Below are 24490 nucleotides of genomic sequence, written 5' to 3'. Positions count from 1 at the left end.
ATGTGTCGCTCGCCACGGGGGCGCGCAAGGCCCGTTCGGCGTGATCGGTATCCTCCACCACGCAGCGTTAGCGGGTGGTGTTCGCCGCTGCGAGGGGGCAGTAGCTCAACCGGTCAGAGCAGCAGACTCATAATCTGTCAGGTTGTCGGTTCGAATCCGACCTGCCCCACCAGTCCGGCCAGCACGGACAGTCGTTTTCAAGATCCGCTAGTGATCAACTGTCCATGGTGATGCCCATTGCCACCGGGTGTGCGCCGCAGCAGGAGAACGACGAACCCGAGAATTCCGCGATAGCCGCCCAGCCAGCTGGTGCGGTGGGCCGCTGACATCTGAAGAGCCAGTTCGCTGTCGGGGTGTTCGGGATTGTCGAGGGCCCACTGGGCGAGGGTGCCGGTCCAGCACCATTCGTACTCGTCCCACTCCGCGATCGTGCTGATGTATCCGTAGACCGGTGTCCATCCGTCGGCGACGACTTGGGCCACGGTGGTCGGGAGATCCGCGTACTTCTGCGGACCGTCCTCCAGTTCCGCTCGGACGGCAGCGTCGGGCTCGCGCTCCCAGAAGCAGTCGCCGAGCAGGAGCATCCCGTCTTCGGCGAGATGCTCTCGAGCGGCGTTCAACGTGGGGAGCAGCCCGCCGAACGCGTAGGCGGCTCCCACGCTGAGCACCAAGTCCGCTTTCCTGGTCGACCGGTACTCGGCGACGTCCTGGCGGTGCAGTTCGAGCCGATCCTCCAGACCGAGCTGGGCGGCCTCGCTGAGGACGCGGTCGAAGCCTTCACCCGAGACGTCGACTCCGACAGCCGTTACGCCGCCGTGCGCCTGTAGTGCGCGTAGCAACCAGGTGCCATCGCCGCAGCCCAGATCGAGCAGGTGATCGTCCTGCCCGCGGATGGCCCGGCGGAGAAGGTGCTCCACTGTGCTGTCGCTCAGTGGAGCCGAAATCGGATGGTCTGCGTGCGCGAGAGCGCTGAGTTCGCGTCGGTCCACCAGCGCTGTCTAGCAGAATCAAGATCTTGTGTCGCACGTGTTCGGTGGTGCCGACACCGGCATGAGGCGAGGGCACCCATGATCACTGGGTGCGCAGGCCTTCCACGTAGATGGACAGGAAGCGCTGCCACCCGTCCGGCGAATCCCTGATGACCTGGGCCATCGCCCTGGTCAGCGTGGCCAGGTCCGCGATCGTGTAGTCGGGGCGGAGCACCCCGGCCTCGACCGCGCGCGTGATCAGAACCTCGGCGTGGCCCGCTCCCCGGTGGCAGGCCGAGACGACCTCGGGGGCGTTGGGCAGGTCGCGGGCGAGGACGTCGTTGAGGCCGCGGTCCTCGGCCTGCAGGGCGTAGAGGTCGTCGAGGTAGCCGGCGAACGCGTGCCAGGGGTCCGGATCGGCCAGGGCCTTGGCGCCGATGTCGTCGAGGGCGGCGAGGCGTTCGGGGAAGATCGCCGCCACGAAGTCGTCGCGGGTCGGGAAGTGCTTGTAGAGCGTGCCGATGCTGACCTCGGCGCGGCGGGCGATGTGTTCCAGGGGGACGTCGAGGCCGCGTTCGGCGAACAGGTGCGCTGCCGCCGTCAGCAGCTTTTCGCGGTTGCGTGCCGCGTCCGCACGCAGGGGCCTCGACGCGGTGACCATGTGCGGATCCTACTCAGCGGCTAAGTCGAGGGTGCCCTCGAATTTTGTGGTAGCGTCGGCGACTGGAAGTCGAGGGTTGCCTCGAATTAGCGTCGGAAGGACGGAACCTCATGTCTCCCACCGCGGTTGTGGTTGGTGTTGGTCCTGGGCTCGGCATGTCGATCGCGCACCGGTTCGGGCGCGAGGGGTACGAGGTCGTGCTGATCTCGCGCAGCGAGGGGCGGCATGCCGGCTATGTCGCCGAGCTCGCCGAGGCGGGGGTGAAGGCGCGGGCGTTCGCGGTCGACGTGCGGGACCGGGAGGTGCTGCTGTCCACTTTGGACAAGATCGGACCGGTCGACGTCGTGTACTACGGGCCCGGTGCCACGGATCTGAGCGAGGTGCCCGTGGAGATCACGTCGATCACCTCCGCCGATGCGCAGGAGGCCATGCGGTGGCTCTACCCGGCCGTCGACGTCGTCGGGCACGTGCTGCCCGGTGTGGTCGAGCGCGGCGGAGGCCTGCTGTTCGCCGGTGGGCTCAGTGCGGTGCAGCCGATGCCGGTGCTCGGTGCGCTCGCCCTCACGTCGGCCGCGTTGCGCAACTACGCGTTGACGCTCAACGCTGCGCTGGCCGACAAGGGGGTGTACGCGGGCACGCTCACCATCGGCGGTGTCGTCGAGCGCGGCGACATCCACAAGATGGTGGAGAGCAAGCCCGAGCGGTTCGGCGAGCTGGCCGGGCACACGCTCGACCCGGACGACATCGCGGAGACCGCGTGGCAGATGTTCGTGAAGCGGGATCGGGTGGAGGAGGTGTTCTCGGTGCTCTAGAGGTACGAGCCGGGGGTGTGGCCGAGCGAGCGGCGGAACACGTCGATGAACGCGCTCGCGGTGGCGAACCCGCAGCGCTGGGCGACGGTCGTGACCGGGTGGCCTTCGGCCAGCAGGCGCAGTGCGTGGTAAAGGCGCAGTTGCGTGCGCCACTGGGGGAACGTCATGCCCATGTCCTCGCGGAACAGCCGGGTGAGGGTCCGGCTGCTCGCGCCCGCGACACGGCCCAGTGCTTCGAGACCGCGTGCATCCGAGGGGTCGGTCTCGAGCAACGCGCAGACCGTCGCGAGACGTGGATCGTGTGCGGACGGGACGCGCACCGGGCGTTCGGACGCGGTGGCGAGCTGGTCGAGCAGCACGGCACGCATCCGTTTGCCCGCAGGGGTTTCCCGCTCGCCCAGCCCGGTGTAGGCGATCAGCAGTTCTCTCAGCAGCGGCGAGACGGCGAGCGCGGTCGGCTCGTGGAGTTTCAGCGGGTTCTGCGTGAGGCCGAGGAAGTGCAGCCGCGTGACGCCGTACGCGCGGTGTGAATGGACTGTGCCGGCAGGGATCCACAGCGCGCGGTGGGCCGGCGCGATCCAGCGCGACGACTCGGTGTGCACGGCCACGACGCCGCGGCTGGCGTAGACGATCTGGTTCTCGTCGTGCCAGTGCGCGGTGACGCTGTCGGCGGCGGCGAGCTCACGGCTCGTCGTCGGCGCCGTCGGCTGGTGGCGGGAATTCGACATACATCGGCAGAATATCGGAATCGCGAACGCTTGGGCCGGCTCCAAGATCGGTCCGTGAATCACTCGAAATGGCGAATGACGGTCCTGGTCGGCAGCCACGCGGTGAACGATCTCTACCAGGGAGCCGTGCCCGCCGTCGTCCCGTTCCTCGTCGCCGAACGGTCCTACGGCTACGTCGCGGCGGCCGGCATCACGCTCGCCGCGACGGTGCTGTCGTCGGTCGTGCAACCGTTGTTCGGCTTCCTGACCGACCGGCGCGCCATGCCGTGGCTGGTCCCGGCGGGCATGACCGTCGCCGGTGCCGGCATCGGGTTGTGCGGTCTGGGCGACTCGTATCTCTTCACCTGGCTCGCGATCGCGTTGTCCGGCCTCGGCGTCGCCGCCTACCACCCGGAGGCCGCCAGGCTCGCCCGCCGCGCGTCCCGTGACAGCCACGTCGGGATGAGCTGGTTCGCGCTCGGCGGCAACGCGGGCTTCGCGCTCGGGCCGGTGCTCGTGACGCCGGTGCTGGCGTTCGGCGGGCTCGCAGCGACTCCGTTGCTGATGATTCCCGCCCTGATCGGCGGAGCGCTGACGTTGGCCCTGCGCGGCGTCCAGGGCGAAGAGACTCACGTCGCGGTGCACGGCGGACGGGACGACTGGGGCCAGTTCGGCCGGCTGACTGTGGTGATCATCGCGCGCTCGATGGCGACGTTCGGGCTCAGCACGTTCCTCGCCATCTGGGTGGCGCACCGGGTCGGCGGTCTGATCGCCGGGTCGCTCGCACTGGTCGTGTTGTTCGGCGCTGGCGCGGCCGGCACGTTGCTCGGTGGCGTACTCGCCGGGCGGTGGGGCCGTATTCGCACCGTGCGCGTGTCCTACGCCGTTGCGGTGCCCGCGGTTGCCGGTATCGCATTGGTGCCGGGACCAGCGGTGTACTTGATGGTGGCGATCGCCGCTGTGGCTCTCTACGCGCCGTTCTCGTTGCACACCACGCTCGGCCAGGACTACCTGCCCACCCGGCTCGGCACCGCGAGCGGCGTCACGCTGGGACTCGCGGTCAGCGTCGGTGGGGTGGCCGCGCCCGCGGTCGGTGCGATCGCGGCGGCGACGAACCTCCAGCAGGCGTTGCTGTTGCTCGCGGTGCTGCCGGGCGTCGCCTGGGCGGCGGCACGCGGTCTGCGCACACCCGCTCGCTCAATGCGAGCTTGAGTCCCGGTGACTACGGTTGAACACGTGCGAGTGGCGACGTGGAACGTGAACTCGGTCAAGCAGCGCGTGCCGAGGCTCCTGCCCTGGCTCGACCAGCGCAAACCGGATGTCGTGTGCCTGCAGGAGACCAAGCTGGCCGACGAGGCCTTCACCGCCCTTCTCGCGGAGCCCCTGCGCGAGCGCGGCTACGAGGTGGCGCTGTTCGGCGAATCGCAGTGGAACGGCGTGGCGTTGCTGTCCCGCGTCGGCCTGGACGACGTCGCGGTCGGGCTGGCCGGGGCGCCGGGTTTCCCGCACGTCGAGGCCCGTGCCGTCGCCGCCACGTGTGGCGGGGTGCGCGTGCACTCGCTGTACGTGCCGAACGGACGTGAGCCCGAGTCCGACCACTACAAGTACAAGCTGGAGTGGCTCTCCGCGCTGCGGGACGTCCTGGAGACCGGACCAGAGGACGCCGTGGTGTGCGGTGACATCAACATCGCGCCCACCGACGCGGACGTCTTCGATCCTGAGGCCTACATCGGGCAGACGCACGTGACGGAGCCCGAACGTGCCGCGCTGCAGGCGATCCAGGCGCTCGGGTTCCACGACGTGGTGCGGGACCGGTGGCCCAACGAGCGGATCTTCAGCTACTGGGACTACCGGGCCGGCATGTTCCACCGCGACCTGGGCATGCGGATCGACCTGATCCTGGCCTCCACGTCCGTCGCGTCGCGGGTCAAGGCGGCCTGGGTCGACCGGCACGCGCGGAAGGGGACCGGGCCGAGCGATCACGCGCCGGTGATCGTGGACCTGGACGAGGCGCCGGACGGGGACATCGGGCCCGTGGTGCCGCCGCCGTCTTCGCCTGGGGGGAAGAAGAAGGTCAAGCTGCCCCAGGCGAAGTAGAGCGCATCTGCTCCCAGTGCTTGCGCAGCCACTCGCGCTGCGCCGAGGTCAGCTTGGGGCGCAACGGTTTGTCGTGCAGGCTCGTGTACTCCTCGTAGGGTGCGAGGGCCGGGTGCACGTCGATGTGGAACGTGTCCGGATGGACCGCGAGGAAGCCCAGGTCGAAGAGCCGGTGGACGTCGCGGCGCATCAGCAGGCCGCCGTCGTTGTGGTGCTCGCCGGTGGCGGCGTAGCTGTAGAGGTGCGCCGCCTCCAACGCGTCGACGGGCATGCGGCCCGTGAAGGCGCATTCGTCGCCGTACTTCGCCAACAACGCGCTGCGGAACGGCCCCTGGCCGCGTCGCACCCGGACGTACGCCTCGCGGTGGCCGCTCACGTACGTCACCGCCGCTTCGAGCGGCGCCAACGTGGTGGGGGTCGGCGCGTCGCCGACGGCCGCGCGGAACCTGTCGTAGTCGAGCGGTCGCAGGCTCAGCTGTGACTTGGGCTTGACGCACAACGCGCGCAGCTGCGCGCCGTCCAGTCGCCCGGCGAGATCGACCCAGCCCGCGCTGTGCTGGGTGCGGTAGGTCGTCACCGTCTTCGTCCGCGTGCTGGGCACGTCGAACTCGTGGCCGCAGTTGTAGCACTTGAGTCGGGGCAGAACCGTGGTGCGGGACTCGATCCGCGCCTTACCGCACCACGGACAGCTGTGGACGTCCTTGGGTGCGGTGCCCTCGTCGATCTCCTCGATCACCGATGCGCCGAGCAGGTACTTCTTGTCCCACAGGACGATGACGTCGCCCTTCTTCGGCCCCTGGTGGTTCGGGACCGTGCTGTCCCAGCTGTAGTGCGATGACGGGTCATCGTCGTACCCGTCGTTGCTGGCGCGCGCTCGGTCGTCACCTGCCGCCAACATCAGCCATGCGGTCGTGTCCCCCATGATGGACAGATCGCATTGTCACCCGATCGTGTTAACGCGCGGGCGACAGCGTCACGGTGAAGGCCGCCCCGCCCTCCGGCGCCGGCCCCGCCGAGATCGTGCCTCCCATCCGCGTCACCAGCCCGTGCACCAGCGCCAGCCCCACCCCGGTGCCGACCGGCCGCGACTCCTGGTACCGCGCGTGCAGCACGCCTCGGTCGAACGCCACCGCGTAGTCCTCCGGCGCCAGGCCGGGGCCGCCGTCGCGCACCTGCAGCACCGACGACAGCGCGAGCACCACGGGGCGGCCGGCGGGGGTCACGCGCAGGGCGTTCTCCAGCAGGCCGTCGATGACCTGGCGCAGGCGGCGGGCGTCGGCGTGCACGACCGGGGTGGCTGACACCTCCAGTGCGAAGGTCACGCCGCGGGCGTGGCAGCGGGCGTGCCAGACCTCGGCGGCTGAGCGCACCACCGGTTCGAGGGCTACGGGGGCCATGTCCAGGCGGAAGTCGTCGGCGCCCAGGCGGGCCAGGTCGAGGAGGTCGGTCACCAGGCGGTCGAGGCGGCGGGCCTCGTCGAGGATCACCGTGCCGACCGGGGCGACCTGGGGGCCGGAGACCACGCCGTCTGCCAGGGATTCCGCGAAGCCCGTCACTGCGGTCAGCGGGGTGCGGAGTTCGTGGGAGACGGAGAGCAGGAAGTCGCGTTGGCGGGATTCGCTGCGCTGCAAGGCATCGGCCAGTTCGTTCACGGACGTGGCGACCTCGGCCAGTTCGTGGGGGCCGGCCACCGGGACGCGGAGGTCTCGGCGGCCCGCGCTCATCGAGTGGGCCACGGAGGCCACGCGGCGGAGCGGGCGGGCCAGGAACGTGCCCAGGGCCAGGCCGGCCAGGCAGGCCACGACGAGGCCCACGGCCAGGGCGAAGATGATGTTGCGGACCAGTTTGCGGTAGGTGGTGCCGGTTTCGGTTTCCTGCACCAGGGCGAAGCCGCCGGCTCCTGACGGGCGGGCTTCCACGTTCAGGCGGCCGCTCACGCCGGTGACGGGTGAGCCGTTCAGCACGCGCTCGGCGTGGGCCTCGCGGGCCGCGCGCACCGCGGCACGGTCGGGGCCCGACAGTTCGCCGGTGGGGGAGATGCGGACGATCGCGATGCCTTGGCCCTCGAGGACCTGCTCCACGCGGTTGTTCGAGATCTGGCCCGACACCACGTCGGCCTGGTTGCGCAGGATCTCGCGGCTCACCTGTTGCGAGGTCGAGAGCACCAGGCGGCTCGACACGACGCCGGCGACCAGGACGGCGACGAACGCCACTCCCAGGCACAGCAACGCTATCCGGACGGCCAGGTTCATGACGCGTCCGCCGAGTAGCCGACGCCGCGCACTGTCCTGATCGGACTCGCGGCGCCGAACTTGGCCCGCAGCTGGGCGATGTGGACGTCGACGGTGCGGGTGCCCGCCACGGAGGCGTAGCCCCACACGGCGCTGAGGAGCTGTTCGCGCGTGAACACCTGGCGGGGGTGCTTCATCAGGTAGGCGAGCAGGCCGAACTCCGTTGAGGTCAACGACACTTCGGACGAACCGGCGAACGCGCGCCGTTCGCCGACGTCGATCCGCACCGAACCCACCTGCAGCACTTCCGAGACGACGCCGGAGGAGCGCCGCAGGACCGTGCGGACGCGCAGAGCCAGTTCGCGCGGGCTGAAGGGTTTGGTGATGTAGTCGTCGGCGCCCAGTTCCAGACCCAGCAGGCGGTCCACCTCGTCGTCGCGGGCCGTCACGAACAGCACCGGGGTCCAGTCGCCCGCGGCCCGCAGCGCGCGGCAGACCTCGATGCCGTTCATGCCCGGCAGGCCCACGTCCAGGACGACCGCGACGGGGGACAACGAACGGACCGCGGCCAGTGCCGCGTCCCCCGAGGACTCGACGCGCACGCCGAAGCCGTCGCGCCGCAGGTACAGCGCGACGAGTTCGGCGATCGCCGGTTCGTCCTCCACGACGAGCACCAGGCCACGTTCCACGCGTTCACCCCGGCTGGTTGATGTCCGACTCGATGCTGTTCAGCGTTGATTCCACATCATCGAGGTCCGACACCGGCGCCTCGCCCCGGCACGCCGTCAGCGACACGACCAGCAGCGCCAGAGCAATCCACCTCACTTCGACCCGCAGTGCTCGGACTTGAACTTGGCCACCCGCTCCGCCGCCTTGGACAGCTTCACCAGCTGCGCGTCGCGCAGCTTGAGGCGGGCGTCCAGCACGTCGGCACGCGCCGTGTTGCCGGCGGAACGGGCGTCAGCCGCCTTCTGCTCGATCCACTTCTTCGAGCCCAGCGTCTCCGGGCTGCCGTTGATCCGGTCGGTCAGCGCCTTCACCCGCTGCTCGACCCGCGGCACCCGCTGCGAGCAGATCTTCTGCACCTTCTCGGGGCTGCTCGTGATCGGTTCCTGCGCGGACGCGGTTCCCGCGCCCAGCAGCAGCATCCCCGCCACGAGCCCACCGATTCGCGAAATGTTCATGGCACAGAACGATGACCGAGCACCATCAGGACCGAGTCCGCCGAATGTTCGGGTTCTGCAAAGACTCAGCGCAACGAGACCCCGCGCGCGGCCGCGGCCTGCATCATCGGCCGCATCCGGTCCCAGACCCGTTCGGACCGCAGCCCTTCCGCGGAGCTGATCGCCTGCATCGCCACGGCCTGGCCCTGGTCGTCGTCGCCGTCCAGGAAGTGGCACGAGGCCAGCGCGATCAGGCAGAACGTCCAGCTCCGCGCCATCGCAGGGCCGAACCCCTCGATCGCCGACGTCAACGCCGGAATCGCGTGGCGGGTGTCGCCGAGCTCGGCGTAGACGGTGCCGATCATCGCCGTCAGGTCGGTCTCGTCGTGGAACCGCGCCCAGTCCGGCACGTGCGACAGGTCTGCGCGGGCGAACGCGTCCTGCGCCTTGCCCAACGCCCGCAACGCTTCCTCTGAACGGGCCTGACGCGCGTAAGCCCATGCCTCGTTCGAATGCATGATGCTCGACGCCAGCGGCGAGAACGCACCCCTCTGGAAGTACGCCAGCGCATCGCCCGGTGCGCCGTGATGCAGGTGTACGCGCCCGCGTCGGTAAACGATGTTGGTGGTCAGCTCCTCGTCGTGGCGCGCGAATTCGAGAGCGCGGTCGAAGTGGTGGTACGCCGCCCCGACCTGGCCGCTGTCGAACGACGTCCACCCAGCCAGGTTGTGCAAATCGGCGACGGCGGACAACAGCCGGGAGCGCACGACCTCCGAGGCCGATGCCGCCAGCAGCTGCTGCGCCCAGTAGATCCGCACGACGACGGCGTCCCGGCACGCCCCGCCGCCGTACTGGTAGTCCACCGACCTCAGCGAATGCGTCTGCGACTCCAGCTGTTCCACATCGCTCATCCCGATGCGGGCGGAGTGCGGGGGAGGGAAGTACGCAGGATCAGCCATCTGGAATACCTCTGCGCCGCGTCGTCTGAACCCGAGCGTAAGGGGCGCACGACAGCGTGAGAAGAGGGTTCCGTGCCGATTGGAATTTGACCGAACGCGCGATTAAACAGGTATTAATGCGGGTATACCTGGCGCCGCCGAAGGAGCATGGTTCTACCTATGAGGCGACGCGCGCATCTGCGGCTGGTGACCTCCTCCGAGGCCGAGGACACGACGTTGGCGGCTGTTCTCGGCGCCGAGGACCTGGCCGAGGAGCTCGGCCTCGACCCCCACACCCGAGTGACCTGCGGGCTGCATCGTTGCTGGCTGCACCAGTGCGTGGCCTCGCCGGACCACGTCATCCCCGTCACCGGCCATCGGTGGTGCCGCCCGTGCGGCAGCCCTCTCGACGTCTTCGTCGACGAGACGACCGCACGCCTCTTCTGTCCCAGGTGCGGCACGTGCACTCCGGACACGGCGGCGAATCGTCAGGTCGTCAGGGCGTGCCGTACCAGCATCGCGGCGGCCCACGCCCAGTAGAACGACCCGGAAGTCTTAAGCCTGGTGGGTGAAGACGGGTGCGTCCGTGAGATAGCTCGGGGGCCGGTGGCTGTCCTCCGGCACGTCGAGCAACGCCCAGATGATGTGCCGCCCACCGCCGGCCGGCGTCTCTCCCATGCTGAAGTTGCAAACGGCGATGGAAGCAACATTGCGTCGCATGGTGTGCCACTGCCTGAGGTCGAGGCGCGTGGTCGTGCGCACGGCGACGGACATCTTGTCGTTGCGCATGCGCAGCAGCAGCGCCAACGGGTTCTCGTCCTCCACGTGCGAAACGAGCTCAACGGCCACCTGGGGTGCGACGTCGAGCAACGACTGGATGCCCCACCGTTCGCACGCACGCTCGGTGATCCGTTCGGCCACGTGCGGCAGGCAGCGGCACGTCGGCAGCGCCGCGTCCACTCTGTCCTCGTAGCGCAGCCGGACCACGGCGGCCAGCGCTGCCGCGGTCGTGGAGTACATCGGGATGTGCCGGGGCAGGCCGCGCGACTCCAGCGCCGACCGCAGCCGGTGATCGTTGACGACGAGGCTCAGCGAGATGCCCGGCCAGCGCGCCGCGGACAACCACACGACGTCGAACACCACGAGCAGCGCGGGCGACTCGGCGACGAGGTCGTCGAGCTCCACCACCACGCCGACGAGCTCCTTGGTGGCGCAGTCGAGCAGCACGTCCTGCACCCGCATGTACGTGGACCAGTCGAGTCCGCCGCTGAACCGGACGACGAGCACGCCGTTCTGCTCGCGGACGTCGACCTCGAGGCTGTCACCGCCCATGATCGTTCCTCCCGCAGGTGCGTCCCCGACCGCCAAGCGTGGCAACGTGACCATGGGAGCCATAGGGGGTAACTACCCGTGTTTCGCGGTTGGTACCTCCGGGGGACCGCGTTGCAGTTGGAGATCGCGCAGACCTAGGGTGCCGCTGTGGGCGGTTCGCTTTCCCCAGGTCGCAAAGGCAATTTGCCTGCCGACACAACTAGTTTCGTCGGCCGCAGGCACGACGTCACCGAGGTGAGGAGGCTCCTGTCGGAGTCTCGTCTCGTCACCCTCACGGGTGTCGGTGGTGTCGGCAAGACGCGGCTGGCGCTGCGGGCCGCCGCCGAGACGCAGAGGGCCTTCCGCGACGGTGTGTGGTTCGTCGAACTGTCCGGCGTCACCGACCCCGAACTGGTCGTGCACACGGTCCTGGAACAGCTGGGCGTGCACGACGACACCGTTCGCCAGCACCGCACAGTCCTCGTGGAACACCTGCGCGACCGGCAGGCGCTGATGGTGCTCGACAACTGCGAGCACGTCATCGAGGCCACCGCCGCTCTGGTGGACGCGTTGCTGCGCGGCGTTCCCGGGCTGCGGGTCCTGGTCACGAGCCGCGAGCGTCTCGGCGTCGACGGCGAACACCTCTGGCAGGTCGCACCACTTCCGCAGGACCCGGCGCTCGTCCTGTTCGCCGAACGCGCCTCGGCCGTCGAGCCGGGCTTCACCGTCAACGCGGGCAACCACGACGAGGTCACCCAGATCTGCGCGCTGCTGGGCGGTATCCCGCTGGCCATCGAACTGGCCGCCGTGCGCCTGCGCGTGCTCACGCTGGACCACCTGCTGTCCAGATTGGACGACACGTTCAAGGTGCTGCGCGACGGCAAACGCGGCGGCGACCCGCGCCACCAGACGCTGCAGGCGGCGGTGGACTGGAGCTTTCACCTGTGCACCCGGTCGGAGCAGATCCTGTGGGCACGGGCGTCGGTCTTCTCCGGAACGTTCGACCTGGAGGCCGCGGAACGGGTCTGCTCCGGTGACGGCGTCGCGCAGGAGCAGGTCATGCACTCGCTGGCGGGCCTCGTCGACAAGTCGGTCGTGATCGCCGAGCAGCACCCGTCCGGCACCCGCTTCCGGTTGCTGGAGCCGTTGCGCCAGTACGGCTTGGAGAAACTGCGCGGTGCCGGCCGCGAGCGGGTGCTGCGGGAACGGCACCGCGACCACTTCATCGAGTGGGCGCAGCGCAGGGAGGCGGAGTGGTTCGGCCCGGCCCAGCCGCAGATCTTCGCGCTCACCCGGCTGGAGCACGCGAATCTCCGTTCGGCCCTGGACTTCTGCTTCGAGCAGGACGGCGACCGCGCGGTGCACCTCGCGGCGACGCTGTGGTTCTACTGGGCGGGCTGCGGCATGCTCGGCGAGGGCCGTCACTGGCTGGACCGGGCGCTGGCCGACGCGAAGCCGGGTCCGGAGCGCGCGAAGGCGTTGTGGGTCAACGGGTACGTGGCCACCCTGCAGGGCGATCTCACCGCGTCCGCGCGGATGCTGGAGGAGTGTCGCCAGTACGCCCTGTCCGTGGGCGACGAGACAGCGCTGGCCTACTCGACGCACCGGCTGGCGTGCGCCCACCTCGTCGGTGACGACCTCGACCTGGCCGAGGGGCTGTTCGAGGAGGCCATCGACCTGTACCGCAGCCAGGGCACCGTCAACAGCCACACCGTGCTCGCGGGCATCGAGCTGGCGATCTCCGCGACGTTCCGGCACGACTTCGCCGCCGCGGAACGGCTGTGCGTCGAGGCGAAGTCCGTCGGGGAGCAGCACGGCGAGCTGTGGGCGCAGGCGTACGCGATCTACGTGCTGGCGTTGTGCGCGTGGGTCAGCGGCGACTTCGAGCGCGCCGACCAGCTCGGCCGCGAGTGCCTGCGGATCAAGCGGACGTTCCACGACCTGCTCGGCATCGTGCTCGCGATCGAGGTGCTCGCCTGGATCGCGGCCTCGCGGGGCAACGCGGTGCGCGCGGCGACGTTGCTGGGCGCCACCAGCGAGATCTGGCAGTCGGTCGGTTATCCCATGTTCGGATCCCGGTACTTCGGCGCACCGCACGGCGAGTGCGAGGCCGCGACCATCTCCGCGCTGGGTGAGCAGGAGTTCCGCGCCGTGTTCCGCAAGGGCATGGACCTCGAACTGGAGGACGCCGTCTCCTTCGCGATCGGCGACGAGCTGGTCGAGGAAGCCCCGGTGATCGCCCCGCCCACGCCGTTGACCAAGCGTGAGCAGCAGGTGGCCGACCTGATCGCCGGTGGCATGTCGAACAAGGAGATCGCGGCCAGGCTGGTGATCGCACGCAGGACCGCGGAGGGGCACGTGGAACGGATCCTGCAGAAGCTCGGCTTCACCTCACGCGCCCAGATCGCGACCTGGGTGACGGAGCGACGCAACTAAGGCCTGTATCGAAATCCCGTTCGAGACAGGCCCTAGGCGATGCACGGGATGCCGTCGTCGGGTGGTGGTGGAGGCGGTGCGGTGGCCAGTTCGGTGACCTTCGCCCGCACCTTCGCCTGGTCGACCGCGTTCACGTCCTGACCGCCGACGTGCGCGCCGCCCTCGACCGGCAGCGTGTCGAACCGCACCTCGCTCGGCAGGCGGCGGGCGAACTCGGTCAGGTCGAACCGGGCGTCCAGCACGACGTCCTGCTTCGCCATGTCGATCATCGCCTGCACCGCGGCCACGTCCGCGTCCTGCACCCGGCGCGCGACGGCCGAGAGGAACGCCTGCTGACGCCGGGTGCGGTCGAGGTCGCCGCCGGGAAGGCCGTGCCGCTGGCGCACGAACGACAGCGCCTGGCCGGCGTCGAGGTGCTGGCGACCGGCAGGGAAGTCCGCGCCGGACAACGGGTCCTTCGTCGCGTTCTTCAGGCACACGTCGACGCCGCCGAGGCCCTCGGCGATGTGGAAGAACCCGATCAGCGAGATCTCCACGAGGTGGTCGATCGGCTGGTTCAGGAACGCCGACACGGTCTGCACCTGAGCCCGGCGCCCCGCCTCGCGGCCCGCGCGTTCCAGCGTCCGCTTCTCGTGCGTGCCGGCCGCTCGCAGCCGGTCCTCTTCCGCGATCTTGGCGCGCCCGTAGGCCTCCTTGATCTTGCCCTCGCCGCCGGACGACAGCGGCACGAGGTTGTCGCGCGGCACCGACATCGCGACGGCGGGGCCGGAAGCGGGGAGGTGCAACAGGATCAGCGTGTTCGCGTTGTAGCCGCCGCGGTCGCTCTCGCCCGCCTGCAGGCGCCGCAGCACGTCGTCCGGCAGCGGTTCGCCGTGCAGGTCCAGCCGGGTGGTGAGGCCCATGATCAGGATGTTGCGGCCGGAGGACGACCGGGGAGCGTCGTCGGGGATCGCGTAGGACCGCTCGACGCCCGTCGAGATCGAGGACACAGTGGACCAGGCGAGGCCGGAAGCCACGAGGACGGCCGCGCACACGAGCACCCAAGCGGTGCGCATCAGGACCAGAAAAACCGTGCGGTGATTGCGGCCACGTGATTGCATGAACGAGACACCCCCACGGCTATTCTAGGTGGTCATGGGGGTGGAGCTGCCGAGTCTGGCGGCGCTCGCGGTGCTGGCGGTGTTCACGCAGGCGGGGGTCTGGGTGGACGGGGACAACCTCGGCTGGCCCTTCGGCGTCTGGTTGGTGGCGGGTGCGGTGCTGGCTTCGGCGCTCGTGCGTCGCGTGGGGTTGTGGACGGTGGCACCGGCGCCACCGGTCGTGTTCGTGATCGTCGCGGTGGGCAACGCGGCCTGGCAGCGGCAGACGCAGAGGCAGTCGTTCTGGGGGAACAGCAAGGAGTTCGCCGCGGACGCGGTCCCGTGGTTCGTGGGCGGGTTCCCGTGGCTCGCGGCGTCGGTCGGCGCGGCCCTGGTGGTCGTGGTCGTCCGGTTCGTGCTTGGGGGGATGGGGAAATGCAGGTCTTCGTCGACGCCAACGGCGGTAGACGGGTCATAGCGCGGCTGGTCAGCCTGACTGTCGCGAGTGGACTGATCGTGTTCGCCGCTGTGGTCGGTGGCACGTTGCTGGAAGTGTGGTGAGACGCGCTCCCCGGCTGCACTGGATCTCGATCCTGCTCGGGTTGCTCGTGCTGATGAGCGTGGTGTCGTTCCACGCCTACACCGCGATCAGGCCGGAGCCGGTGCAGCACACCCGCGAACACCGGCAGCTGCCGGACCGCACACTCGCGCTGGCGTTCCACGGCGGTCCGGATCCGAAGTGGACACCGCGCCTGCTGACCGCGCTGAGGGAGTCCGGCGTCAAGGCGACCTTCTTCGTCGTCGGCACGCAGGTCACCCGCAACCCGGAGTTGACCCGCCGCATCGCCGACGAGGGCCACCAGATCGCCATCGACGGCTTCCGCGCCGAGGGCGACCACGTCAACCCGCTGAACCTCGCCTTCGCGCAGGCGGCGCTGGCCGACGTGCTGGGCGCGCACACGCGGCTCGTCGGCGCGCCGGTCGAGGTCGACAGCGGTGATCGCGACCACCAGGACATCGGCACGCTGGTGAGGATGTCGTTGCGGCAGGGCGGAGGCGTCGTGCGCCTGCACGACGACGGCAGCATCGGCGCCGACATCGCCCGTGAGCTGGCCAGGGCACCCGGCTACCGGTTCGTCACGGTCTCCGAGGACCGCCTGGTCGACGCCACCGCGGCCGAACGCTTCACCGGCGCCGTCACCGCGTGGTCGCAGCGCAACGGCGGCGTCGTGCTGATGCTGCTGGGCACGGCCATCGCGATCGCCGCATTGCTCGGGATCCTGCGCACGCTCCTGCAGCTCGGCCTCGCGCACACCGACCGCAGGCTGCGGCGGGAGAACGCGCAGGCGCCGCCGCCGTGGATCGCGCCGGCGGTGTCGGTGATCATCCCCGCGTACAACGAGGCGGTGACCATCGCGGCCACGGTGAAATCCGTCGCCGCGAACAACCACTGCGCCGACGTCGAGGTGATCGTGGTCGACGACGGCTCGACCGACGGCACCGGTGATCGCGCCGAGGAGCTGGACCTGCCCGGCGTCACGGTGATCCGCCAGGCCAACCAGGGCAAGCCCGCCGCGCTCAACACCGGCATCCGCGCGGCGAGGCACGACGTGCTGGTGCTGCTCGACGGCGACACGATCTTCGAGCCGGGCACGATCGGCGAGCTCGTGCAGCCGTTCGCGGACCCGCGGATCGGCGCGGTGTCCGGCAACGCCAAGGTCGGCAACCGACGCGGCCTGCTGGGGCGCTGGCAGCACCTCGAGTACTGCGCGGGGTCCAATCTGGACAGGCAGATCCTGCACGCGCTGCGCTGCATCCCGACGGTGCCGGGCGCGGTCGGAGCGTTCCGCAAGGCCGCGCTGACCGACGTCGGCGGCGTCAGCGACGACACGCTGGCCGAGGACACCGACCTCACGATGGCGGTCACACGTGCGGGATGGCGGGTCGCGTACCGGCAGCAGGCGAGGGCGTGGACCGAGGCGCCGAGCACCGTTCGTGGTCTGTTCCGGCAGCGTTACCGCTGGTCGTACGGAACATTCCAATCGATGTGGAAACATCGCGGTGCGCTGCTGGAGAACGGGCCGATGGGCCGGTTCGGGCTCATCTACCTGTTGGCGTTCCACCTGCTGCTGCCGTTGCTCGCACCGGTGATGGACCTGTATGTCATATATGGGTTTCTGGTGGCGGACGCGCCCCTCGCGCCGATCGTGTGGACGGTGTTCCTGCTGGTCCAGACGGCGAGCGCGGGCTATGCGCTGAGGCTCGACGGCGAGTCGCTCAAGCCGTTGTGGGCCTATCCGTTGCAGCAGTTCGTGTACCGGCAGCTGATGTACGCGGTGGTGATCCAGTCGTTGATCACCGCGCTGCACGGCACCCAGCTGCGGTGGATGTCGGTGCGCAGGACGGGTCTTCTCACCGAGGCTCCCGGCGGTACGGTGCACGTCACCTAGCCGCCGATCGGACAGGAGCACGGGTGGGTCGCACGCCTTTGGACGCGCCGGAGCGTCTGCGGGAGGTCTTCGCCGCCGTGCTCGACGTGCTGGCCGAGGTCGGCTACGCGCGGTTCAACATGGACCTGGTCGCCAGCAGGGCACGCGCGAGCAAGGCGAGCCTCTACCAGCGCTGGCCGTCGAAGGCGCGGTTGATCACGGAGGCGCTGAAGGCGAACCTGCCGGAGCTGCCCCAGCCGGACGAGGGCACGTTCGCCGAGGACGTCCGGCAGATCATGCGGTCGTGGAGCGAGCCCATGCCGTTCGACACGGCGGGGATCTTTCTCGGGCTGCTCGAAGGAAGCCGTCAGGACGCCGATCTCGCGTACCTGCGCGAGGAGCACATCGACCGCGCGTACACCGAACACCTCCGGGTCGCCGTCGACCGGGCGAAGGCGCGCGGGGAGCTGCCGGAAAGCCTCGACGCCGACATCCTCATCACGGCGCTGATCTCGACTTTCGTGCTGCGATCCGACGAACAGGGCGTGACGGACAGCATCGTCGACGGCCTGTTGCGGCCGCTGATCGGTTGACCTGGGCCAAACGACTCGTCAAGGCGTAGTCACTGCGCTACGTTCGGTCATGGTTTCAAAAGAACAGTTCTGTTCTGTTGAGGGGAACTCCCGTGACTGAAGCTGCCGTTTGCCCAGTCCCACACGAGAACCGCGTGCATCCGCTGGGTGCGCCCGCAGGCTTCGAGGAGGCCGTCAGCAACGGCCCGGTGAAGATGATCTGGCCCAACGGGGTGCAGGCCTGGGTCATCAGCAGCTATGCCGGGGTCCGCCAGGTGCTCTCGGACCGGCGGTTCAGCGCGATGAGGGAGGGCGGGCCCGAGATGCGCACCGAGGGCGAGCCCATCCTCGGCCTGAAGCAGCCCGGCAACATGAACTCGATGGACGGCGAGGAGCACCTGCGGCTGCGTCGTCCGCTGTCGCGGGGGTTCATGGTCAAGAAGATGAACGAGATGCGCCCGCGCATCCAGCAGATCGTCGACGAGCACCTCGACGCCATGGAACGTCACGGCGCTCCCGCGGACCTCGTCTCGGCGCTGTGCCTGCCGGTGCCGTCGCTGGTGATCGCCGAGCTGCTGGGCGTCTCGCCGGAGCACCAGGAGCTGTTCCAGTCCACCGCCAGGGAGATGTTCGGCAAGAACGGCTCCAAGGAGGTGTACGACGCGAAGGCCGCGGAGCTGGGCGAGGTGCTCGCCAAGGTCGCGGACGAGAAGAGGGCGTCGGGCACGACCGACGACCTGATCGGCCTCATGGTCAACGAGACCGACTTCGACTCCGAAGAACTGATGAGGCTCGCCATCAGTCTGCTCGCCGCGGGCCACGAGACGACGTCGAACTTCTTCGGCCTGTTCGCGCTCACCCTGTTCGAACGGCCCGACCAGCGGGAGATCCTGCAACGCGACCCGGACCGCGCCGACGTGATGGTCGAGGAGCTGCTGCGCTACACGATCGGCCGCCTCGGTGGGGCGGGGCTCGCGCGCAGGGCCGTCGAGGACGTCGAGGTCGACGGTGTGACGATCAAAGCGGGCGAGTGGGTGGCCGTCACCTTCCTGGCCAACCTGGAGGAGACGTTGTGCCCCAACGCGGGTGAGCTCGACCTGGAGCGCAAGGCGGTGTCGCACCTCGGGTTCGGCTTCGGCCCCCACCAGTGCCTCGGCGCCAACCTCGCGCGTGCGGAGCTGCAGATCCTGTTGCGCTCGCTGTTCACCCGATTCCCGAACCTGCGCCCGGCGATCCCCGTCACGGAGATGGCGTTCCGCGAGGACTCGATCACCTATGGCGCGGCGTCCATCCCGGTGGTGTGGTGAACCATGCCGACGGTCCGCATAGACCAGACGAAGTGCATCGGATCGGGCCAGTGCGTGCTCGCCGCACCGGACGTGTTCGATCAGTCGGATGACGACGGGCTCGGCGTCGTGCTGATGCCCGAACCGCCCGCGGACCTGCTGCCCGGCGTCCGTGACGCCGTGGACAGGTGCCCGGCTCAGGTGGTGAGCCTGGAAGAGTGACTTGATCGGCCGTTCCGGTGAGGTGTCATCACCGGAAATTGATTCAGTTCTTTTTCGGTGACACCTCGTTGGCCCCTTTCCGATCACGCTGTCCGTCCAGAATCGTAGGCGCGACCACCACGGCGTTGTGGTGGTCGCGCCCGCGTGCCCGGGGAGAGCCGAAAGACCCTTCCCGACCTGGCCGAACAGCGGGATGGTGACGACGGCGCGGTGAGTACCGGCGGTGTGTAACGGGTATCTGCACGGAGGGTGTCCGGCGCACGTCAGGAGGGCCAGCTATGTTCAACGGCGATGCATTTCCCGCTCGCGTGGACAAGACCGACGTGCGGCATGTGGAAACGCTGACAAGTGCACTTCGCGCACTGGATTACGAATACGGCGGCGGTGCCTGCCGAGACGCCTGTGTCGCGTTGTTGAACTGGGCGAACCCGCTGCTCGACGCCGGCTCCTCCGGGCGGGTGCTGCAACGGCTCCAGGTGGCCATCGCGGACCTGCACAACCTGGCCGGATGGGCGTCGTTCGACATGGGCCTTCTGGAGTCAGCGCATCTGCACTTCGGCCGTGCGATGGACCTCGCGCGTGCGTCGGGCAACAGCGCGTTGGAGGCCAACATCCACTACCGCATGGGCCGCGTGCATCTGCACTACGAACTCGCCGAGGACGCGTTGGCGTCGTTCCAGCGCGGTTTGCCCATCGCACAGGCCAGTGGTTCGACTTTGGCCGTGTCGATCCTGCACGCCAACGAGGCATGGGCGTTCGCGAAGATGGGCGCGGAGAGGCAGGCGTTGCGCCAGTTCGCGCGTGCGGAGGAGGAGTTCCACCGTGCGGCGGGTGAGGAAGCACCGCCGTGGGCCCGCTTCTTCGACCTGGCCGATCTCGTGTCGATCGGCGGCATGGTCCACACCGAACTCGCCCGCACCTGCGACGTGAAGTACGCGCGGTCCGCGATCCCGCTGCTGACCAGGGCGATCTCGTCCGGGGGAGAGGACGCGTCACGCAGCCAGTCGTTCCGGCTCGCGGCACTGGCCATGAACTACCTGGTGCAGAACGAGCCCGAGCAGGCGCGGGACATCGGGGAACAGGCGATCGCGGTGTCCGGCCCGATCCGCTCGGCCCGCACGCGGGACCGGATGCGGCCGCTGAAGCAGGAGGCGGAGCGGTTGCGCGGCAACGAGGCGGCGGACGAGCTGTCGTCGCGCCTGGGAGCCTTCATGACGTCGTCGCAGGGAGCGGCCTGATCTGGAAGGCGCCACCGGGACCCGAGGAGAGGTTTGGGCTTCGAGTCCCGGCGGCACCATGAGGCCGAACGACGCCCAGCTGGGGGGCCTTGGCGCCGTCCGGGTCTGTGGGGTCAGCAGCGAATGTCGGTGCTGACCTGGTGGGTACTGCCGCCGACGATCAGCTCGCCGTGCGCGGACGTGCATTCGTTCACCGTGTCGCCGGCTCCGGACCACAGCTCCTGCTGGCGGGACGCGCCGGTCTTGCCGCCCGCGAACCCGTACGGCTCGTGGTGGTCGGGCCCGCCCCACTTCTCGATCACGATCTTCGGCGTGAACCTGAGGCCGCTGCTCATCGCGGAGTCCCACACGTAGATGTAGGCGTAGTTGCGATTGCAGCCGACGAACTGCTTCACCGACGCCCAGGTGGTGTTCCTGTCCTTCTTGATGTAGGCGGTCTTGCCGATCTGGGTCACCGGCCCGCACGTGGGGTGGGTCTCGGCGTGGGCCTGACCGGACGTGACGACACCGAGGAGCAACGCGGCGGCGGCGATGAAGGTTGTCCGCTTCATGGGCGAGAAGCATCACGTCACCCGCTGACATTTCGCTGACACCTCGGGTTACCGGCTGGTTAGGATCGGCTCATGCAACGGCGGTGGGGGTTCAAGGTTCTCGGATCGTTGCAGGTCATCGACTCCGGCCGGGTCGTGGAGCTCCGCTCGGCCAAACAGCGTGTCCTGCTTGCCGCGTTGCTCATGAAGGCCAACGCGCCGGTCTCGTCGTACGAGCTGATGGAGCACCTCTGGGGTGAGGAGCCGTCCGGCTCGGCGCGCGCGACTCTGCAGACGTACGTCATGCGGCTGAGACAGTCGCTGGACGACCTGGCGGACCGCAAACTCGTCCGCACGTGGCCGACGGGCTACTCGATCCACGTCGAGGACGACCAGCTCGACCTGCTCACGTTCCAGCGCCTGCGGGCCGAGGCCAAGCGCGCGCCCGACCTGGAGACCGAGGCCCGCCTGCTCGGCGAGGCCGCGGCGTTGTGGCGCGGGCCCGCGCTCGACCAGGTGTCGTCGCTGCGGATGGAACAGACCGACGTGCAGCGCCTCAACGAGCAGCGCTGGGAGGTGCTCGAGCGCCGCAACGACGCCGAGCTGCAACTGGGGCGGCACGACCAGATCGTCGACGAACTGCGCTCGCTGGTCGCCGAGCACCCGTTGCGCGAGCGGTTCTGGTACCAGCTGATGCTGGCCCTGCACCGCAGCGGACAGCAGGCGCAGGCGCTCGACGTGTTCCGCAGGGCGAGCGAGGTGCTCGCCGACGAGCTGGGCATCGACCCGAACGCCGAACTCCGCGCTCTGCACATGGAGGTGCTGGCCGGGTCGTCCGCGCCGGTGACCGTTCAGGCCGGTCCGTCGTGGCTGCCGCCGGCGGTGGGCGACTTCTCCGGCAGGGCCGACGAGGTCGCGCGGCTCACGGCCGGGCTGCGTGCCGGCGGGACGTGGACGATCACCGGACCCGGTGGCGTGGGCAAGACCTCCTTGGCCGTGCACTGCGCGCATCTCGTGCGGGACGCGTTCCCGGACGGCCAGCTGTACCTGAACCTGCGCGGCGGTGAGCACAAGCCCGTCGAGCCCGCCGCGGCCCTGGACCGGCTGCTGCGCGGCCTCGGCGTCTCCGGCGGGGCGATTCCGTCCTCTGTGGACGACCGGGTGGACCTCTACCGCGACCTGCTGTCGGACCGGCGGATCCTGGTCGTGCTGGACAACGCGATCAGCGAGGCCCAGGTCCGGCCGCTGCTGCCGGGGACCACCTCGGGTGCCGCGCTGGTGACGTCACGGGCGGCGCTGGCGGGACTGGAAGCCGCCCACGTCGTGCCGCTGGACGTGCTGCCCGCGTACGACGCGCTGGCGTTGCTGCGAGCGGCGGTCGGTGAGGCCAGGTGCGCTGCGGAACCCGGTGCGGCGCAGGAGATCGTGACCTACTGCGGGCAGCTGCCGCTGGCGCTGCGGGTCGCGGCGGCCCGGCTGGTGGCGCGACCGCACTGGCAGCTCGCGAAGCTCGCCGGCCGGTTGTCCGACGAGCGCCGCCGGTTCGACGAGCTGTCGTTGGGAGACCTGGACGTCCGCGCTTCGCTGGCCCTGTCCTACGACGGGCTCGACGAGTCGCACCGCAGGGCGTTCCGGCTGCTGTCGCTGGTCGACACGCCGGACTTCCCGGCCTGGGTGGCGTCACCGTTGCTGGGACTCGACCTCGACGACGCCGAGGACCACGTCGAGGCGCTGGTCGACGCCCGCCTGGTCGACTACGCGGGCCGCGACGCGCTGGGCCAGGTGCGGTACCGGCTGCACGACCTGCTGCGCGCCTTCGGCCGCGAGGCGGCCTCCGAGGATCCGGCCGGTGCCCTGAAGCCGTTGTTCGAACAGTGGCTGGAACTGGCGACGCGAGCCGACGTCGAGCTCCCGCACCAGGCGATCCGGCTGGAACCCCTTGCGCTGGAACGGTTCGACCTCGGCGACGCGGCCGACTGGTTCGACGCGGAGTGGCAGAACATCCACGCCGTGATCACCCAGGCGGCGGCCCTCGGCCTGGGCGCGCTGGCGGCCGAGCTGGCGATCCGGTCGACGGCGTTCTGCGACCTGCGGGCCCGGTTCGACGACTGGGAGCAGATCAACGACCTCGGCCTGTCGTGCGCCCCGCCCGATCGCCGGCCGGTTCTGTTCCAGCAGCGCGGAATCCTGTGCGCGCGCCTGAACCGTTATCCCGAAGCCTCCGCCAACTTCGCCGCCGCGCAGGAAGGTTTCGCCGCGGCCGGTGACGTGTGGGGCGAGGCCTACGCCTGGTACGGCATCGGGTGGATGCACGAGTGGGGTGGCCGGTCGCTGGAGGCCCGTGCCGCGCATCGTGAAGCCATGGCGCGGTTCGTCGCGTCCGGAAACCCGCACGGCGAGATCGAAGTGCTGTGTTCGCTGGGAGCCATCGAACGGCGTGCCGGCGGGCTGGCCGCGGCGCAGGAGTACCTGGAGCGGGCTCGGCGGGTTGCCGGGCAGCTGGGCGACGAGCAGAGCGAGCTGATGGCAACCCTGGAGCTGGGGCGGCTGCACCAGTTCACCGGAGAGTTGCAGATGTCGGCTGCGTTTCTGCGGTCTTCACTCGCTGCCGCGCAGAAGCTCGGGGACCCGGACTTCGCCGCGAACATCCGGTTGTTCCTGGCGGACACGTTGATCCGGTCCGGGCAGATCGGGCTGGCCGAGGAGCAGTTGCGGCAGGCCTGGGAGTTCTTCGAGGAGCACGACGACCGCCAGGGGCGGATCTGGGTGTGGCGGTTGCGGTCCGGGTTGGCTGCCACGCCCGAGGAAGCGGTGCGGTTGGCGTCTCTTGCGCTGGATCAGGCTCGGGAGATGGATTCTCCGCCGGAGTACGGGCGGTCGTTGCGGGTGCTCGGGGATGCTCTGGAGCGGGCCGGGAGGGGTGAGGAGGCTCGGGAGCACTGGCGGCTGGCTGAGGAGACGTTGAGTGCTGCCGGGTTCCAGGCGGAGGTTGACGAGCTTCGGCTGGCCACGTCGTAGGGTTCGCGGGTTCGGTTGCGTTCCAGCGTGGTTGCGTGGGCGATTTACCGAGCCGGGTCATTTCATCGCCGCTTCGCGACGATTGCGATTGGGGCTTGACTTCGGGGCCCTTGCGAGGCGCAGATCGGCCTTAAAAAGCCGGGCAGGTAAAGCGCCCGGCCGATCCGAACACGGTAGCACCTCGCACCCAAAGTCAAGCCCCAATCGCGAGCGTGCGTGGTTGCGTTTTGGCGGTCGGGTTCCGGGAATTACCGCTTGAACAGCGTGGCATTGCCCTGCACGGCTCGGCTTCGCCTTCGCGCCATAGCAGGATCGGTAATTGTCTTCGGCTTTGCCGATGCCCGCCTCGTTTGGCTCGGTTCCTGCGCCTGTGCCGACGCTTTCGCTGTCATCGCCTTGTGGCTGTCGCGGCCGTGTCCCTGTGCCTGGCCGGTTTGGGGGCATGGCTGTGCCACGGCCGTGGTGGAGCTGCACGGCCGTGGCGGTTGGTGTGGTGGAGGGACCGCTCGCGTTCCCTGGTCGGAGTCAGGCGGCGGTGTGGAGCTGGTTGCGTCTGGGTTTTCGCAGCGGGTCCAGCCAGGTTGGCGCGTAGAAGACCGGTAGGCCGTGCTCGATCTTCACTTCCCAGCCGCTGCGGTGGATCAGCGTGTGGTGGTGGCGGCACAGCAACACGCCGTTGTCGATGCGGGTGTCGCCGCCGTCGGCCCAGTGGTGGATGTGGTGGGCATCGCAGTGCTTGGGCGGACGACTGCAGCCGGGAAACGCACAGCCGTGGTCACGCGCGACCAGCGC

Annotated in this window: 25 protein-coding genes and 1 tRNA gene; 13 read left to right on the top strand and 13 right to left on the bottom strand. The window is 69.4% G+C overall.

Annotated elements, in window-relative coordinates; all coding sequences use genetic code 11:
* The first annotated feature begins 94 nt into the window (after nt 1–94).
* Nucleotides 95–172, top strand: a tRNA-Ile gene (locus IEZ09_RS26900).
* A 25-nt stretch (nt 173–197) separates the two neighbouring features.
* Here IEZ09_RS26900 and IEZ09_RS26895 read toward each other — a convergent pair.
* The gene (locus IEZ09_RS26895; RefSeq protein ID WP_189256554.1) at nt 198–989 is read right to left on the bottom strand and encodes an SAM-dependent methyltransferase; all 792 of its coding nucleotides are present in this window, start codon (nt 987–989) and stop codon (nt 198–200) included.
* A gap of 82 nt (nt 990–1071) precedes the next feature.
* Nucleotides 1072–1629: a TetR/AcrR family transcriptional regulator gene (locus IEZ09_RS26890; protein ID WP_189256553.1), complete on the bottom strand. Its 558-nt coding sequence runs from the start codon at nt 1627–1629 to the stop codon at nt 1072–1074.
* A gap of 110 nt (nt 1630–1739) precedes the next feature.
* On the opposite strand from IEZ09_RS26890, the gene IEZ09_RS26885 reads away from it, so the two are divergent.
* Nucleotides 1740–2441 (top strand): SDR family NAD(P)-dependent oxidoreductase, encoded by a 702-nt coding sequence (locus tag IEZ09_RS26885; protein WP_189256552.1) that lies wholly within the window; start codon nt 1740–1742, stop codon nt 2439–2441.
* On the opposite strand, the gene IEZ09_RS26880 is transcribed toward IEZ09_RS26885, so the two are convergent.
* On the bottom strand, nt 2438–3169 hold the full coding sequence (locus IEZ09_RS26880; protein WP_189256551.1) for an AraC family transcriptional regulator: 732 nt from the start codon (nt 3167–3169) through the stop codon (nt 2438–2440). The genes IEZ09_RS26885 and IEZ09_RS26880 overlap by 4 nt on opposite strands.
* Nucleotides 3170–3244: 75 nt before the next feature.
* On the opposite strand from IEZ09_RS26880, the gene IEZ09_RS26875 reads away from it, so the two are divergent.
* Nucleotides 3245–4360: an MFS transporter gene (locus tag IEZ09_RS26875; protein WP_189256640.1), complete on the top strand. Its 1116-nt coding sequence runs from the start codon at nt 3245–3247 to the stop codon at nt 4358–4360.
* A 24-nt stretch (nt 4361–4384) separates the two neighbouring features.
* Nucleotides 4385–5245, top strand: coding sequence for an exodeoxyribonuclease III (locus tag IEZ09_RS26870; RefSeq protein ID WP_229812991.1), 861 nt, complete (start codon nt 4385–4387; stop codon nt 5243–5245).
* On the opposite strand, the gene IEZ09_RS26865 is transcribed toward IEZ09_RS26870, so the two are convergent.
* The 6 genes from IEZ09_RS26865 to IEZ09_RS26845 all read right to left on the bottom strand — a co-directional run bounded on the left by IEZ09_RS26865 (nt 5223) and on the right by IEZ09_RS26845 (nt 9598).
* The gene (locus IEZ09_RS26865; RefSeq protein WP_189256550.1) at nt 5223–6167 is read right to left on the bottom strand and encodes an HNH endonuclease; all 945 of its coding nucleotides are present in this window, start codon (nt 6165–6167) and stop codon (nt 5223–5225) included. The genes IEZ09_RS26870 and IEZ09_RS26865 overlap by 23 nt on opposite strands.
* Nucleotides 6168–6198: 31 nt before the next feature.
* Complete coding sequence (locus tag IEZ09_RS26860) at nt 6199–7497, bottom strand: HAMP domain-containing sensor histidine kinase (protein WP_189256549.1); 1299 nt, start codon at nt 7495–7497, stop codon at nt 6199–6201.
* Nucleotides 7494–8165, bottom strand: a complete 672-nt coding sequence (locus tag IEZ09_RS26855) for a response regulator transcription factor (protein ID WP_229812990.1) — start codon at nt 8163–8165, stop codon at nt 7494–7496. Before IEZ09_RS26855 ends, IEZ09_RS26860 begins: the two co-directional genes overlap by 4 nt.
* Nucleotides 8166–8169: 4 nt before the next feature.
* Complete coding sequence (locus IEZ09_RS47520) at nt 8170–8301, bottom strand: hypothetical protein (RefSeq protein WP_268247651.1); 132 nt, start codon at nt 8299–8301, stop codon at nt 8170–8172.
* Nucleotides 8298–8660, bottom strand: coding sequence for a hypothetical protein (locus IEZ09_RS26850; RefSeq protein WP_189256548.1), 363 nt, complete (start codon nt 8658–8660; stop codon nt 8298–8300). Before IEZ09_RS26850 ends, IEZ09_RS47520 begins: the two co-directional genes overlap by 4 nt.
* A gap of 65 nt (nt 8661–8725) precedes the next feature.
* On the bottom strand, nt 8726–9598 hold the full coding sequence (locus IEZ09_RS26845) for an NsdA family TPR-like regulatory protein (protein WP_189256547.1): 873 nt from the start codon (nt 9596–9598) through the stop codon (nt 8726–8728).
* A 159-nt stretch (nt 9599–9757) separates the two neighbouring features.
* On the opposite strand from IEZ09_RS26845, the gene IEZ09_RS26840 reads away from it, so the two are divergent.
* Nucleotides 9758–10117 carry a hypothetical protein gene (locus IEZ09_RS26840; RefSeq protein WP_229812989.1) on the top strand — a complete coding sequence of 120 codons (360 nt, stop codon included), beginning with the start codon at nt 9758–9760 and terminating at the stop codon, nt 10115–10117.
* 15 nt (nt 10118–10132) lie between these two features.
* On the opposite strand, the gene IEZ09_RS26835 is transcribed toward IEZ09_RS26840, so the two are convergent.
* Nucleotides 10133–10909: an STAS domain-containing protein gene (locus tag IEZ09_RS26835; protein ID WP_189256545.1), complete on the bottom strand. Its 777-nt coding sequence runs from the start codon at nt 10907–10909 to the stop codon at nt 10133–10135.
* Nucleotides 10910–11143: 234 nt separating this feature from the next.
* Here IEZ09_RS26835 and IEZ09_RS26830 point away from each other — a divergent pair, with 234 nt between their 5' ends.
* Entirely contained in the window at nt 11144–13324 is a 2181-nt protein-coding gene (locus IEZ09_RS26830) for an ATP-binding protein (protein WP_189256544.1), read from the top strand.
* A 32-nt stretch (nt 13325–13356) separates the two neighbouring features.
* Here IEZ09_RS26830 and IEZ09_RS26825 read toward each other — a convergent pair whose 3' ends face one another.
* Nucleotides 13357–14379, bottom strand: a complete 1023-nt coding sequence (locus tag IEZ09_RS26825; protein ID WP_229812988.1) for an LCP family protein — start codon at nt 14377–14379, stop codon at nt 13357–13359.
* A 79-nt stretch (nt 14380–14458) separates the two neighbouring features.
* Here IEZ09_RS26825 and IEZ09_RS26820 point away from each other — a divergent pair, with 79 nt between their 5' ends.
* The 6 genes from IEZ09_RS26820 to IEZ09_RS26795 all read left to right on the top strand — a co-directional run bounded on the left by IEZ09_RS26820 (nt 14459) and on the right by IEZ09_RS26795 (nt 20150).
* The gene (locus IEZ09_RS26820; RefSeq protein WP_189256542.1) at nt 14459–14881 is read left to right on the top strand and encodes a DUF6542 domain-containing protein; all 423 of its coding nucleotides are present in this window, start codon (nt 14459–14461) and stop codon (nt 14879–14881) included.
* 79 nt (nt 14882–14960) lie between these two features.
* Nucleotides 14961–16853 (top strand): bifunctional polysaccharide deacetylase/glycosyltransferase family 2 protein, encoded by a 1893-nt coding sequence (locus tag IEZ09_RS26815; RefSeq protein ID WP_229812987.1) that lies wholly within the window; start codon nt 14961–14963, stop codon nt 16851–16853.
* Nucleotides 16854–16876: 23 nt separating this feature from the next.
* Entirely contained in the window at nt 16877–17425 is a 549-nt protein-coding gene (locus IEZ09_RS26810; protein ID WP_189256541.1) for a TetR/AcrR family transcriptional regulator, read from the top strand.
* 134 nt (nt 17426–17559) lie between these two features.
* Nucleotides 17560–18711 (top strand): cytochrome P450, encoded by a 1152-nt coding sequence (locus tag IEZ09_RS26805; protein WP_189256540.1) that lies wholly within the window; start codon nt 17560–17562, stop codon nt 18709–18711.
* A 3-nt stretch (nt 18712–18714) separates the two neighbouring features.
* On the top strand, nt 18715–18912 hold the full coding sequence (locus tag IEZ09_RS26800; protein WP_189256539.1) for a ferredoxin: 198 nt from the start codon (nt 18715–18717) through the stop codon (nt 18910–18912).
* A 278-nt stretch (nt 18913–19190) separates the two neighbouring features.
* On the top strand, nt 19191–20150 hold the full coding sequence (locus tag IEZ09_RS26795; protein ID WP_189256538.1) for an NsdA family TPR-like regulatory protein: 960 nt from the start codon (nt 19191–19193) through the stop codon (nt 20148–20150).
* 113 nt (nt 20151–20263) lie between these two features.
* Here IEZ09_RS26795 and IEZ09_RS26790 read toward each other — a convergent pair whose 3' ends face one another.
* Nucleotides 20264–20701, bottom strand: a complete 438-nt coding sequence (locus tag IEZ09_RS26790) for a hypothetical protein (protein WP_189256537.1) — start codon at nt 20699–20701, stop codon at nt 20264–20266.
* Between the two features lie 72 nt (nt 20702–20773).
* Here IEZ09_RS26790 and IEZ09_RS26785 point away from each other — a divergent pair, with 72 nt between their 5' ends.
* The gene (locus IEZ09_RS26785; RefSeq protein WP_189256536.1) at nt 20774–23698 is read left to right on the top strand and encodes an AfsR/SARP family transcriptional regulator; all 2925 of its coding nucleotides are present in this window, start codon (nt 20774–20776) and stop codon (nt 23696–23698) included.
* 525 nt (nt 23699–24223) lie between these two features.
* On the opposite strand, the gene IEZ09_RS26780 is transcribed toward IEZ09_RS26785, so the two are convergent.
* The coding region (locus IEZ09_RS26780; protein ID WP_189256535.1) for an HNH endonuclease signature motif containing protein at nt 24224–24490 on the bottom strand (267 nt) is incomplete at its 5' end.

It is taken from the genome of Lentzea flava, assembly GCF_014648475.1.
GTDB lineage: Bacteria > Actinomycetota > Actinomycetes > Mycobacteriales > Pseudonocardiaceae > Lentzea > Lentzea flava.
The sequence above is the reverse complement of the archived record's forward strand: the minus strand, read 5'-3'. Positions and strand labels throughout refer to the sequence as shown.